The organism is Brevundimonas phoenicis (assembly GCF_047237745.1).
Lineage (GTDB): Bacteria > Pseudomonadota > Alphaproteobacteria > Caulobacterales > Caulobacteraceae > Brevundimonas.
Map to the genome: position 1 here is coordinate 562930 of NZ_JBDFLN010000001.1, position 12187 is coordinate 575116.

The following is a 12187-nucleotide window of genomic DNA, read 5'->3' on the forward strand; positions in this document are numbered from 1 at the left end:
CCCCCGGCGGGATGGCAATGTCGTCGCCCGTCCTGTGATGGGATGTGATGTCATGGGCGCTTTCGATTTCGTCGACTTCTTCAGCCGCGATCTGGACGATCTGAAGCAGGAGGGCCGCTATCGCGTCTTCGCCGATCTGGAGCGGCTGTCGAAAGGCGCGCCCTACGCCTGGGATCACCGGCGCGAGCGGACCATCACCATCTGGTGCTCGAACGACTATCTGTCGATGGGCGTCCACCCCGAGGTGGTCGAGGCGGCGCAAGCCGCGATCCGGACCTATGGCACAGGCGCGGGCGGCACGCGCAACATCTCGGGCACCAGCCACGAGCACGTTCTGCTGGAGCGCGATCTGGCCGATCTGCACGGCAAGGAGGCGGCGCTGCTGTTCACCTCGGGCTATGCGGCCAATGACGCGGCCCTGTCGACGCTGGCGTCGCGCCTGCCGGGGGCGGTGATCTTTTCCGACGCCCTGAACCACGCCTCCATGATCGAGGGCGTGCGGCGCTCGGGCGTGGAGAAGCACATCTTCGCCCACAACGACTGGCGCGATCTGGATCGGCTGATGAGCGGGGTCTGCCGCTATCGGCCCAAGCTGGTCTGTTTCGAGAGCTGCTATTCGATGGACGGCGACTTCGCCCCCATCGCCGCCCTCTGCGACGTGGCCGAAAAGCACGGCGCCTTCACCTATCTGGACGAGGTTCACGCCGTGGGCCTGTACGGCGCGCGCGGCGCGGGCGTGGCCGTGCGCGACGGCCAGTCGCATCGCATCAGCATGATCCAGGGCACCCTCAGCAAGGGGTTCGGCGCCATGGGCGGCTATGTGGCGGGCGATGCGGCGGCGGTCGATTTCGTGCGCAGCCACGCGCCGGGCTTCATCTTCAGCACGGCCCTGCCGCCCTCGGTCGTGGCCGGGGTGCGGGCGGCCCTGCGTCATCTGAAGGCCGACGGCGCGCCGCGCCGGGCGCTCGCCGCGCGCGCCGCCTCGATCAAGGCGGGGATGCAGCGGCTAGGTCTGCCGGTCCTGCCCAGCCCCAGCCATATCCTGCCGGTGATGATCGGCGACGCGGCCACGGCGCGGGCGGTGACGGACGCCCTGATGGATGAGCACGGCGTCTATATCCAGCCGGTCAACTTTCCCACCGTGCCGCGCGGAACCGAGCGGCTGCGCGTCACGCCGACGCCGCTGCACAGCGACGACGACGAGGATCATCTGCTGGAGGCTCTGGCCGCCGTCTGGGCCGATAACCCCGACTGGCGCCGGTTCTCGCGACGGGCGGGTGCGAGTATGGCGCACGCCTGACGTGGTAACGACGCCCCTCGTCGCGTGCAGGCGGCGAGGGGCGAGACGATCAGCGCCGGGTCGCCCGGTTGATCAGGGCGCGGGCTTGCTCGATGGCGGCCGGGGTGGTCAGTTCGCCGGCGTGAATCTTATCGGCCATCTCCATCAGCGAGGCGCTGGTGGCGGCGCCTGTGTCGGCGACCTCCTGGACATGAACGCCGTTGTCGCGAGCTATGACGGCGTCCCAGGCGGTGCGAACCTCGCCCCAATAGTCTTGAGTAGCGGCCCAGTAGTCGTCGCCTAGCTTGGGGTCGAAGGCGGTCGAGGCGTCATAGGTGTTGACCACGTCTTCCTGAACCACGACCAGTGGCTCGCCGCCATTGCGGCCGGTCATCTTGACGTTGTCCTGAATGTGAACCCAGCCGCCGGGCCGTATGACGTGCCGGTTAGTTCCGAGGTAGCGGTCATAGACCGGGTTGCGCACGGCGTCGCGCCGGGCCAGCGGACGCCAGGTCGGACCGGACGTCCAGACGGTCATGCCGTTGTCGTAGGTCCAGCGGCCGACACCGCCGTAACGCGGCGAGTCGTCCGTCTGCCACACTGTCTGGGACCAGGCGCCGCGACGCGCTTCAGCCGACACGGGGGTCAGGGTCCACTGGTTCGGGCCGGCGTAGGTCAGCACGGTTTCGGGTTGATAGACCCAGTCCTGACGCCAGTGCTTGACCAGGACGGTCTGGCCCTCGTGGTGCATGACGAGGATGTGCTGCAGGCTGATGCGGTCGCCTTGGTCATAGACGACGCGCACGATCTCGGTGCCGCCGGACCGCTTGGGTTCCAACGGCTGATAGTCCGCCTGCAGGCTGACGGTCTCGCGCATGTCGAAACGCACGCGATAGTCGCCGACCTGAGCCAGGATGGCCTGACGATCGCGTTCAAAGGCGCTGGCGGGGGCTTGGGTCTGAGTTTGGGCCGCGAGGGCGGCGGGCATGGCCTGGGCGGCGGGCGCGCCGGTCAGCAGGGCGGCGGCGATCAGGATGGCGCGCATGGGGGCTCCATTTGCTTGCGGGGTGCGGGGCTTAAGCTTGCGCTTCTGGGTCATGGTCGGGTTCACAGGCGGACGCTCAGGGAGACGCCGACGTTGCGGCCCGGCTGGGTGAAGGCGTCCAGCGTTGCGGGACTGGCGCCGACGGCGGGGCGGCTCAGGCCGCGTACGTCGCTCCACCAGGCGTATTTCTCGTCGAAGACGTTGAAGACGCCGGCGCGCAGGGTGGCCCGCTCAGCCACGTTCCAATAGGCGGTGACGTCCAGCAGGGTGAAGGAGTCGCCCGGCCAGCACAGGCCGCCGCCGCACTCATGGTTCGACTTCTTGTCCGACCAGGTGACGGTGGCGCTCCCGCCCCAGACGCCCGAGGGCGCGGCGTAGTTCAGGCCGCCGACCAGCTTGATCGGATCGACGCTGGTCAGGGCGCCGCGCTCGTCCTCCGTCTCCTGTTCGCCGTCGGCGAAGGAGGCGGCGACGATGGTCGAGAAGCCGTTGTCCCAATGGATGTCGCCGCGCGCTTCCAGACCCCAGATCTTCACCGTGGTCAGGTTGACGTACTGATAGATTAGCGGGTCGACGCCGGGACGACCCGTGCCGCGCACCACCACCTGGTTGATGAAGTCGTCGTATTCCGTGCGGAAGGCCGTCGTCTGCAGCGACAGGTTCCCGCCGAAGAGGTCCAGGTTGCGGAAGCGGAAGCCGCCCTCGATGCTCTCGCTGGTCTCGGGCTTCAGGTCCGGGTTGGGGATGGACTCATAGCCGAACACCGGGTTGGCGAAGAAGTTGTTCACCTGCATCGGCGAGGGCGCCTTGAAGCCCTGGGCGTAGTTGGCGAAGACGCCGAAGTGGTCGTCGGCCCAGTAGATGACGCCGATCTTGGGCGACAGATGGCTGTCGCTCTGCTTCTCGGCGGCGGCGGGGAAGAGGGCGTCCTTCTTGGGCGTCAGCTCATACCAGTCGTAGCGCAGGGCCGGGATGATGCTGAGGCGGCCGCCCAACAGGTCGATCTCGTCCTGAATGAACAGGCCCGCCAGATCGAACTCGGTCTTGGGGAAGGGGCGGGTCGGGAAGGTTTCGCCGGTCGGCGGCGCGGTGCCGTCGCGGACGCCTTCCTGGGTCGTGCGCGACCAGTCGGCGCCGAAGGTGACGCGGTGGCGGACGGCCTCGCCGACGAAGCTCTTGGACCCCTGCGCCGCCAGGCCCCAGACGGCGTTGTCGAAGGTCACGTCGCGGGTGCGGTCGCCCGAGACGGTGGCCGGCGGGGCGGCGCCGACGATGGTGGTGATGTCGCGGTCTTCAAAGGTGAACTGGCGGGTCGTCGCCTCCTGCCAGAAGCCGGCGACCGAACCCTTGTCCAGGCCCAGGAAGTCGCTGAAGCGCCAGTCCAGGCTGACGCGGTCGCGCTGGGTCTCGTCCTCGGCGAGAACCTGATTGACGGTGGTGATGGTGGTGCGGCCGGGCATGGCCATGGTGCTGGAGCCGCGGGTGCTCAGGGCGTCGCCGCTCATGTCCTGGTCGAAGTGATCGTAGGTCAGGCGCACGACGTGGTCCGGGTTCACGTCCCAGACCAGCTTGGCCAGCACCGCGTTGGAGGCGAAATCCTGCGGGTTGGGCTGGGTGCGGGCCGCGCCGACGCCGCCCGTCTCGGCCATGTTTTCGGTCTCTTGAGCGTCACGACGGGTGTAGGCCAGCAGGCCCGAGACGGCGCCGCTGCGCCCGGCCAGGGCCAGGCCCTCGGTCCAGCCTTCATCGGCCGAGTTGTAGCCGACGCGCGCGCGGGCGCCGAAGTTGCGGCCCGCCTCGATGAAGTCGGCCGGGTCTTTCGAGGTGAAGCTGACGGCGCCGGCGATGCCGTCCGAACCATAGAGGGCCGAGGCCGGACCGCGCAGGATCTCGACCGACTTGACCAGATCCAGGTCGTTATAGCCGCCGCGACCGACCGACTGGGCGCCGAAGGCGAAGCCGTCCGGCACGCGCACCCCGTCCTGCACGATCAGCACGCGGTTGCCGCCCATGCCGCGAATGGTGAAGCCGGAATTGCCGTCGCGCCCGGCGCCCGACAGGGCGGCCGAAAAGCGGGCGGGGCTGGTCGGGACGCTGACGCCCGGTTCGAACCGGATCAGATCCTTCATGTCGGTGACGAGGTTGGTCTCGATATCCTTGGCGGTGATGACGCTGATGCTGGCGGGCACTTCATCGACGCGGCGCTCGGTGCGGGTGCCGACGACGGTGACCGGGGCTACGCGCACGGGCTCGTTCAGGTCGATCGCATTGTCTTCGGCGGCGGGCGCGGCGATGGCGGGAACAGTGGCGGTGAGGGCGGTCAGCCCGACGGAAATCATGAGTAGCGAGCGCATCGGCGAGACCCCGGTTGAAACTGAGGTCGCTTTAATGCGAACGATTATCAGAATCAATCTTAGTCTTTTGGCGCTTCAATCGTTCCCGCTACGGTCACAATCGCGCCAACTCGTCGCTTTGACGCAAGCGCGTCATTTCCCTTAGGAAAAACTCTGGCAGAACGAGGAGGCGCGATCCGCAGCCTTTCGGACGCCGTCCCAAAATTTTCGGAGATGATCGACACGCCCGTGCCCGCCAGCTTTCTTCTGCTCGTCATTCTCGTCCTGCCCTTCATCGGGGCCATGATCGCCTCGGGGCTGCCGCGCCATGCGCGCACCGCTGCGGCCATCCTGTCGTGGATCATCGCCCTGATCAGCGTCGGCTGTCTGGCGGTGCTCTGGCCCAGGTTCCAGGACGGCGAGGTGCTGAAGCTGACCCTGGCCTGGCTGCCGTCTCTGGGGGTCAATCTGACCATTCGCCTGGACGGCCTGTCCTGGCTGTTCAGCGCCCTGATCCTGGGGATCGGCGCGCTCGTGGTGCTGTATGCGCGCTACTACATGTCGCCGAAGGATCCGGTGCCGCGTTTCTTCTCCTTCCTGCTGGCCTTCATGGGCGCCATGCAGGGCGTGGTGCTGTCGGGCAATCTGATCCAGCTGGTCGTCTTCTGGGAGCTGACCAGCCTCTTCTCCTTCCTGCTGATCGGCTACTGGCACCAGAACGCCTCGGCGCGCGAGGGCGCGCGCATGGCCCTGTCGATCACGGCGACGGGCGGGGTGGCCCTGCTGGTCGGCATGATCCTGATCGGGCGCATCGTCGGCAGCTATGAGCTGGACGCCGTCATCGGCGCGCGCGACGTCATCCTGGCCAGCCCGCTGTACCCGGTCGCCCTGGGGCTGATCCTGATCGGCGCCCTGACCAAGAGCGCCCAGTTCCCGTTCCACATCTGGCTGCCGCGCGCCATGGCGGCCCCGACGCCGGTCAGCGCCTATCTGCACTCGGCCACCATGGTGAAGGCGGGCGTCTTCCTGCTGATGCGGTTCTGGCCCGTCTTCGGCGAGACCGAGATGTGGTATTTCGTGGTCGGGGGCCTGGGCCTGACGACCCTGCTGGTCGGCGCCTGGTGCGCCATCTTCCAGCACGACCTGAAGGGCCTGCTGGCCTATTCGACCATCAGCCACCTAGGCCTGATCTGTCTGCTGCTGGGCCTGGGATCGGACCTCGGCGCCATCGCCGCCATCTTCCACACCATCAACCACGCCACCTTCAAGGCCTCCCTGTTCATGGCGGCGGGCATCATCGACCACGAAGCCGGCTCGCGCGACATGCGCAAGCTCAGCGGCCTGATCCGCTTCATGCCGATCACCGCCACCCTGGCCATGGTCGCCGCCGCCGCCATGGCGGGCGTGCCGCTGCTGAACGGCTTCCTGTCCAAGGAGATGTTCCTGGCCGAGGCCCTGGCCAGCACCCAGACCTCGGCGCTGAACCAGGCCCTGCCGGTGCTGGCGACCCTGGCGAGCGCCTTCAGCGTCCTCTATTCGCTGCGTTTCATTCACAGCACCTTCTTCGGCCCGCCGCCGACCGAGCTGGACCGCGTCCCGCATGAGCCGCCGGCCTGGATGCGGCGCCCGGTCGAGGTGCTGGTGGCCCTGTGTCTACTGGTCGGGATCTTTCCGGCCATCACCGTCGGCCCCTTCCTGCGCAGCGCCGCCGTGACCATGCTGGGCTTCGACCTGCCCTATTACAGCCTGGCCCTGTGGCACGGCTTCAACCTGCCGCTGCTGCTCAGCGTCATCGCCATGGCGGGCGGGATCGGCCTCTATGTCGTGTTCGGCAAGGCGCTGAACGCCAATCCGCGCGGCGGCCCCTGGGGCATGAAGCGGCTGAACGGCGGCTATCTGTTCGAGCGGTCCCAGGTCATTCTGATGGATCTGTCGCAGTGGATCGTGCGCCATCTGGGCGCGCAGCGCCTGCAGCCGCAGCTGCGCCTGATCCTGCTGACGGCCCTGCTGTCGGCGGCTGTGGCGGCGGCGGGCGGCTTCGTCCTGACCTGGCCCGAGTTCCGCGTTCCCCAGGCGCACAACCTGGCCTTCGCCGCCCTGTGGCTGGCGGGCGGGGCCTGCGCCCTGGCCGCCGCCTGGCAGGCCAAATATCACCGCCTGGCCGCCGTCATCCTGATGGGCGGGGCGGGCCTGGCCAGCTGCCTGACCTTCGTCTGGCTGTCGGCGCCCGATCTGGCCCTGACCCAGCTGGTGGTCGAGGTGGTGACGACGGTGTTGCTGCTGCTGGGCCTGCGCTGGCTGCCCAAGCGGCTGGCCGAGATCCATGTGCCCGAGTCCGAGCAGCGCCGCGCCCGCTGGCGCCGTCGTCTGGACCGAGGGATCGCCGTCTGCGCCGGGGCGGGCGTGGCCCTGATCGCCTGGGCCGTCATGGTGCGCCCGCCGGTCGAGGGCGTGTCGCGTTTCTTCGTCGAGAAGGCCTATGAGGAGGCGGGCGGCCGCAACGTCGTCAACGTCATCCTGGTCGACTTCCGCGCCTTCGACACCTTCGGCGAGATCACCGTCCTGGGTGTCGTCGGCCTGACGGTGTTGGCCCTGCTGCGTCGCTTCCGCCCGGCCAGCGACAGCCTGTCCCAGCCGATGCAGAAGCGGGTGCAGGACGCTTCGGACCGCGCCCGCGAAGGCCGCACCGAGGGCGACACCCTCAGCGACACCATGATGATCCCCGGCGTGGTGATGCGCTGGCTGTTCCCCTTCATCATCCTGCTGGCCGTACACCTCTTCCTACGCGGGCATGACCTGCCCGGCGGCGGCTTCGCGGCGGGTGTGGCGCTGTCGATCGCCTTCATCCTGCAATATATGTCGTCCGGCGCCCGCTGGGTGGAGGAGCGGCTGGAGATCCGCCCGATCATCTGGATCGGCGTCGGCCTGCTGCTGGCCGCGCTCAGCGGGGCGGTGGGCTGGATCTTCGATCAGCCCTTCCTGACCACCTATTTCCAGTACGCCGATCTGCCGCTGCTGGGCCGCGTGCCGCTGGCCAGCGCCGTCCTGTTCGACCTGGGCGTGGTGGTGCTGGTGGTGGGCGCCACGGTGCTGGTGCTGGTCGCCCTGGCCCACCAGTCGCTGCGCCGCGCGCGCATCGAGGAAGCCGAGGCCGAAGCGGAAGCCGAGGCCGAGCAGAAGGGAGGGGCGCAATGACCCAGATTGTCCTGGCCCTGGCCATCGGCGTCCTGACCGGTTCGGGCGTGTGGCTGATGCTGCGCCCGCGCACCTTCCAGGTCATCATCGGCCTGTCGCTGGTCTCCTATGCGGTCAACCTGTTCATCTTCTCCATGGGACGGCTGCGCTCGGCCGCGCCGCCGATCACCAGCAAGGGCGCGGAAGATCCGGCCCTCTACGCCGACCCGACGCCCCAGGCCCTGGTGCTGACGGCCATCGTCATCAGCTTCGCCCTGACGGCTCTGTTCCTGGTGGTGCTGCTGGCCTCGCGCGGCGAGACCGGCAGCGACCATGTCGACGGCCAGGAGGCGCCCGAATGACCGACTGGCAGGAACATCTGATCATCGGGCCGATCGTTCTGCCCATGGTCATCGCTGCGGCCATGCTGCTGTTCGACGAGCGCCGCCGCCTGCTGAAGGGCGGCCTCAGCCTGTTCGCCATGGCGGCCATCCTGGCCATGGCCCTGGCCCTGCTGCACGAGAGCGCGACCGGGGCGACGGGCGGGGGCGACACGGCTCGCGTTTATCAACTGGGCGACTGGCCGGCGCCGTTCGGCATCGTCCTGGTGGCGGACCGTCTGTCGACCCTGATGGTGGCCCTGACCAGCGTCCTGGGCGCCTGCTCCATGATCTTCGCTCTGGCGCGATGGGACCGGGCGGGGCCGCGTTTCCACGCGCTGTTCCTGTTGCTGGTCATGGGGGTCAACGGGGCCTTCCTGACGGGCGACCTGTTCAACCTCTTCGTCTTCTTCGAGATCATGCTGGCGGCCTCCTACGGCCTGGCGCTGCATGGGTCGGGTGAGGCGCGCATCCGGGCGGGTCTGGCCTATATCGCCGTCAACCTGACGGCCTCCATGCTGTTCCTGATCGGGGTCAGCCTGATCTACGGCGTGACCGGCACCCTCAACATGGCCGATCTGGCCGTGCGCATCCCCCAGATCGCCGAGGCGGACCGGGGCCTGTTCCACGTCGGCGCGGCCGTCCTGGGCGTGGCCTTCCTGACCAAATGCGCCATGTGGCCGCTGGGCTTCTGGCTGACCACCACCTATTCGGCGGCCAGCGCCCCGGCCGCCGCCGTCTTCGCCATCCTGTCCAAGGTCGGCGCCTATGTGATCATCCGCCTCAGCTTCCTGTTGTTCGCGCCGGACAGCGGCGCCTCGGCCGGGTTCGGCCAGTTGTGGATCCTGCTGGGCGGCCTGGCGACCATCGGCTTCGGCACGGCCGGCATCATCGCCGCGCGCGACCTGTCGATCGCCGCCGCCTACGCCGTCATCGTCTCGTCGGGCACGGTGCTGGCGGCCGTCGGCATCGGCAACGCCGACGTCCTAGGCGGAGCGGTCTTCTACCTGGTCGGCTCGACCCTGGCCTGCGGCGCCCTGTTCATGCTGGCCGAGGTGCTGAACCGGGGGCAAGATCCCGGCGCGCGCTCAGGCCGCGCCGTCTTCGAGGACGAGTACATCGATCCCTTTGACGACGAGGAGCGCAACGAGCCCGGTCTGGTTATTCCGGCGGCGGTGGCGGCCTTGGGCGGCGCCTTCCTGATCTCGACCCTGATGATCGCGGGCCTGCCGCCGCTGGCGGGCTTCATCGGCAAGCTGGCCATGATGGACGCCCTGTCGGGCGTCGGCGGCTGGGCGGGCTATGGCGTGATCGCGGCCCTGTCCCTGGCGTCGCTGGGCGCCCTGATCGGGCTGACGCGCCTGGGCATGGCGGCCCTGTGGGCGCGGGACGACGACGCCGAGCCGGCGGTCGTGGTCGGCGCCGCCGAGGGCGTGGCCATCGCGGGCCTGCTGGCGGCCTGCATCTTCCTGGCGATCTTCGGCGAGGCGGGCTTCGCCTATGCCGACCACACGGCCGACTGGCTGGTGCGGCCCGACGCCTATGTCCGCGCGGTGCTGGGAGGCGGCTCATGATCCGGGCGGTCCTGCCTCACCCCATCCTGTCGCTGGCCCTGTTCGGGGCCTCGGTGCTGCTCAGCGGATCGGCCGCGCCGCCGGCTCTGGCTCTGGCCCTGCTGATGGCCCTGGCCGCGCCCCACATCATGCGCGCTCTGGAGGTCGAGCCGGTTCGCGTCAGAAAGCCGCTGACCCTGCTGAGTTTCGGCCTGGTGGTCGCGCGCGACATCATCCGGTCGAACTGGGAGGTGGCTCTGGTCGTCCTGGGGCTGAACGCCTCGCGCGACAGCCGCGTCTCGGGCTTCGTCCATATTCCGCTGGAGATGCGCGACCGCTACGGCCTGGCCGTTCTGGCGGTGATCATCACCAGCACGCCGGGCACCATCTGGGTCGAGTATGAGGACGCTACGGGCGTCCTGCTGCTGCACATCCTGGACCTTCGTGATGAGGACGACTGGGATGACCGCATCAAGAACCGCTATGAGCGCCGCCTGATGGAGATCTTCGAATGAGCGGCGCCGTCTTCTACTGGGCGCTGGTTCTGGCGCAGCTGTTCCTGGCGGGGGCGGCCCTGATCGGGGTCTGGCGCATCGCCAAGGGGCCGCGCGCCCAGGACCGCATCCTGGGGCTGGACACCGTCTATCAGGCCGGGATGCTGCTGGTCGTCGCCTTCGGGGTGCGGACGGGCAGCCACCTGTATTTCTATGCGGCGGTGACCATCGGCATGCTGGGCTTCACCTCCTCGGTCGCCCTGGCCAAATTCCTGATGCGCGGCGAGGTGATCGAATGAGCGGCTTTCCCGCAAACGTTCCGGCTTGGGCGGCGCTGCTGGCGGCGGGGCTGGTGCTGATGGGTTCCGGCCTGACCTTCATCGGCGCATTAGGCCTGGTGCGGCTCAAGACCTTTTATGAGCGGGTTCACGCCCCGACGCTGGGGGCGACGCTGGGCATGTTCCTGATCCTGGGCGGGTCGGTGGTCTATTTCACCGCGGCCGAGGGGCGGTTCATGCCGGTCGAGCTGCTGGTGGCGGTCTTCTTCACGGTGACGACGCCGGTGACGCTGATCATCCTGGCGCGCGCGGCCCTGTTCCGCGACCGGACCGATCGCTCCGGCGACGGGGTGCGGGTGCCGCTGGAGGGCGAGTGCGACGGGGTGGTCCGCACGCCGCCGGACCTGACGGCTATTGATCCTCGTCGAAGCGACGCGCCACAAGGTCGGTAAGGGCGGCGACGGCCTCGGCGGCGTCCGGCCCCTCGGCCTTGACCTCGACGCCGCAGCCGATCCCGGCGCCCAGCATCAGCAGGCCCATGATCGAGCGGGCGTCCACGGTCACGCCGTCGCGCGTCACCTGGATCTCGGATTCGAACTCGGAGGCCAGCTTGACGAACTTGGCCGAGGCGCGGGCGTGCAGGCCGCGCTGGTTGCAGATGTTCAGCACCGCCTGGGCGGAAGGGGCGACGTCGCTCATTTCTCGCCCGCCAGCACCCACGACGCCACCGAGATATACTTGCGGCCCGCATCCTGGGCGTGGGCCACGCAGGCCTCCAGCGTCTCGCGGCCGCGCACGCTGGCCAGCTTGATCAGCATGGGCAGGTTCAGCCCGGCGATGACCTCGGCGCCGGTCTGCTCCATCACCGAAATGGCCAGGTTGGACGGCGTGCCGCCGAACATGTCGGTCAACAGGATGACGCCTTCGCCTTCATCGACAGCGGCGGCGGCGTCGACGATGTCGCGGCGGCGCCGCTCCATGTCGTCTTCAGGGCCGATGCAGATGGCGGCGACGCCGCGCTGCGGCCCCACCACGTGCTCCATCGCCGACAGGAATTCGGAGGCCAGGCCCCCGTGGGTGACGATCACCAGCCCGATCATATAGGCTTCACCAAAGACATCCCCAGCTCGCCTCGACGAGCGACAAGCCTCGTTTCATAGGGCAATCGCGGCGCGGATCAAAGGGCGCCGTCGTCGCGCCGTCACGGAAGCGTTGCGACGACGTTCATCGCCGCTGCGACGACCAGGGGCGCCGAGGCGGGGCGAGGGTCCAGAACCAGGCGTGGGATCGCGATTCCGTCGATCACGTCCTGGGCCTTTTCGGGCATCCGCTCGACCGGCTCATGGGTCAGGTGCAGCGACAGGGCGATCCGCGCGAAAGGCAGGAAAGGCCGGTCGACCAGGCCCAGGCCGCGCACCTCCATCCGCCCGGCGATGGTCGCGGGCGCGGCGGCGTAGAGGGCGCCCTCGCAGGCGAAGACATCCACCCAATCGTCGCCGACCAGACGCCAGCCGTGCTGCATCAGCCGTAGGGCCAGGTCGCTCTTGCCGGCGCCGGATCGTCCCTGGATCGATACGCCGCGCCAGGCGCCGCCGAGCCGGAGCGCGGCGACGGTGGCGTGCAGGGGCTGGCGGGGCGCGGTCATGAGCGT

General features: G+C 68.8%; 12 protein-coding genes. 7 read left to right on the top strand and 5 right to left on the bottom strand.

The genetic code is table 11. The features are described 5' to 3' along the window. The first annotated feature begins 52 nt into the window (after nt 1-52). Nucleotides 53-1300, top strand: a complete 1248-nt coding sequence (hemA, locus tag ABC419_RS02730) for a 5-aminolevulinate synthase (RefSeq protein ID WP_412876433.1) — start codon at nt 53-55, stop codon at nt 1298-1300. Between the two features lie 49 nt (nt 1301-1349). Here the strand turns inward: hemA and ABC419_RS02735 are convergent, their stop codons facing one another. Continuing rightward, complete coding sequence (locus tag ABC419_RS02735; RefSeq protein WP_200168323.1) at nt 1350-2324, bottom strand: DUF6607 family protein; 975 nt, start codon at nt 2322-2324, stop codon at nt 1350-1352. Nucleotides 2325-2386: 62 nt separating this feature from the next. Further along, a complete protein-coding gene (locus tag ABC419_RS02740; protein ID WP_412876431.1) occupies nt 2387-4678 on the bottom strand; it encodes a TonB-dependent hemoglobin/transferrin/lactoferrin family receptor in 2292 nt (763 codons plus the stop codon). A 213-nt stretch (nt 4679-4891) separates the two neighbouring features. Here ABC419_RS02740 and ABC419_RS02745 point away from each other — a divergent pair, with 213 nt between their 5' ends. Genes ABC419_RS02745 through mnhG form a run of 6 tightly spaced genes read left to right on the top strand, consistent with a single transcriptional unit; the run spans nt 4892 to nt 10988 of the window. Next, nucleotides 4892-7852, top strand: a complete 2961-nt coding sequence (locus tag ABC419_RS02745) for a monovalent cation/H+ antiporter subunit A (RefSeq protein WP_412876430.1) — start codon at nt 4892-4894, stop codon at nt 7850-7852. Further along, complete coding sequence (locus ABC419_RS02750) at nt 7849-8193, top strand: Na+/H+ antiporter subunit C (protein WP_003164218.1); 345 nt, start codon at nt 7849-7851, stop codon at nt 8191-8193. Before ABC419_RS02745 ends, ABC419_RS02750 begins: the two co-directional genes overlap by 4 nt. Continuing rightward, entirely contained in the window at nt 8190-9785 is a 1596-nt protein-coding gene (locus ABC419_RS02755) for a monovalent cation/H+ antiporter subunit D (RefSeq protein ID WP_292056405.1), read from the top strand. Before ABC419_RS02750 ends, ABC419_RS02755 begins: the two co-directional genes overlap by 4 nt. Continuing rightward, nucleotides 9782-10279, top strand: coding sequence for a Na+/H+ antiporter subunit E (locus ABC419_RS02760; RefSeq protein WP_200216127.1), 498 nt, complete (start codon nt 9782-9784; stop codon nt 10277-10279). The genes ABC419_RS02755 and ABC419_RS02760 overlap by 4 nt, the downstream gene beginning before the upstream one ends. After that, nucleotides 10276-10557, top strand: a complete 282-nt coding sequence (locus ABC419_RS02765) for a K+/H+ antiporter subunit F (protein WP_412876429.1) — start codon at nt 10276-10278, stop codon at nt 10555-10557. Before ABC419_RS02760 ends, ABC419_RS02765 begins: the two co-directional genes overlap by 4 nt. Further along, nucleotides 10554-10988 carry a monovalent cation/H(+) antiporter subunit G gene (mnhG, locus tag ABC419_RS02770; protein ID WP_412876428.1) on the top strand — a complete coding sequence of 145 codons (435 nt, stop codon included), beginning with the start codon at nt 10554-10556 and terminating at the stop codon, nt 10986-10988. Before ABC419_RS02765 ends, mnhG begins: the two co-directional genes overlap by 4 nt. On the opposite strand, the gene ABC419_RS02775 is transcribed toward mnhG, so the two are convergent. From ABC419_RS02775 to ABC419_RS02785, 3 genes are all read right to left on the bottom strand, one after another. After that, nucleotides 10948-11235 carry an HPr family phosphocarrier protein gene (locus ABC419_RS02775; RefSeq protein ID WP_087139155.1) on the bottom strand — a complete coding sequence of 96 codons (288 nt, stop codon included), beginning with the start codon at nt 11233-11235 and terminating at the stop codon, nt 10948-10950. The genes mnhG and ABC419_RS02775 overlap by 41 nt on opposite strands. Next, nucleotides 11232-11636 carry a PTS sugar transporter subunit IIA gene (locus tag ABC419_RS02780; protein WP_003164212.1) on the bottom strand — a complete coding sequence of 135 codons (405 nt, stop codon included), beginning with the start codon at nt 11634-11636 and terminating at the stop codon, nt 11232-11234. Before ABC419_RS02780 ends, ABC419_RS02775 begins: the two co-directional genes overlap by 4 nt. 101 nt (nt 11637-11737) lie before the next feature. Continuing rightward, complete coding sequence (locus ABC419_RS02785) at nt 11738-12181, bottom strand: HPr kinase/phosphorylase (protein WP_412876427.1); 444 nt, start codon at nt 12179-12181, stop codon at nt 11738-11740. Nucleotides 12182-12187: the final 6 nt, after the last annotated feature.

Bases quoted from the DNA above. Each gene is read 5' to 3' on its own strand.
- hemA (WP_412876433.1), top strand. From the start codon at position 53: ATGGGCGCTTTCGATTTCGTCGACTTCTTCAGCCGCGATCTGGACGAT.
- ABC419_RS02735 (WP_200168323.1), bottom strand. From the start codon at position 2,324: ATGCGCGCCATCCTGATCGCCGCCGCCCTGCTGACCGGCGCGCCCGCC.
- ABC419_RS02740 (WP_412876431.1), bottom strand. From the start codon at position 4,678: ATGCGCTCGCTACTCATGATTTCCGTCGGGCTGACCGCCCTCACCGCC.
- ABC419_RS02745 (WP_412876430.1), top strand. From the start codon at position 4,892: ATGATCGACACGCCCGTGCCCGCCAGCTTTCTTCTGCTCGTCATTCTC.
- ABC419_RS02750 (WP_003164218.1), top strand. From the start codon at position 7,849: ATGACCCAGATTGTCCTGGCCCTGGCCATCGGCGTCCTGACCGGTTCG.
- ABC419_RS02755 (WP_292056405.1), top strand. From the start codon at position 8,190: ATGACCGACTGGCAGGAACATCTGATCATCGGGCCGATCGTTCTGCCC.
- ABC419_RS02760 (WP_200216127.1), top strand. From the start codon at position 9,782: ATGATCCGGGCGGTCCTGCCTCACCCCATCCTGTCGCTGGCCCTGTTC.
- ABC419_RS02765 (WP_412876429.1), top strand. From the start codon at position 10,276: ATGAGCGGCGCCGTCTTCTACTGGGCGCTGGTTCTGGCGCAGCTGTTC.
- mnhG (WP_412876428.1), top strand. From the start codon at position 10,554: ATGAGCGGCTTTCCCGCAAACGTTCCGGCTTGGGCGGCGCTGCTGGCG.
- ABC419_RS02775 (WP_087139155.1), bottom strand. From the start codon at position 11,235: ATGAGCGACGTCGCCCCTTCCGCCCAGGCGGTGCTGAACATCTGCAAC.
- ABC419_RS02780 (WP_003164212.1), bottom strand. From the start codon at position 11,636: ATGATCGGGCTGGTGATCGTCACCCACGGGGGCCTGGCCTCCGAATTC.
- ABC419_RS02785 (WP_412876427.1), bottom strand. From the start codon at position 12,181: ATGACCGCGCCCCGCCAGCCCCTGCACGCCACCGTCGCCGCGCTCCGG.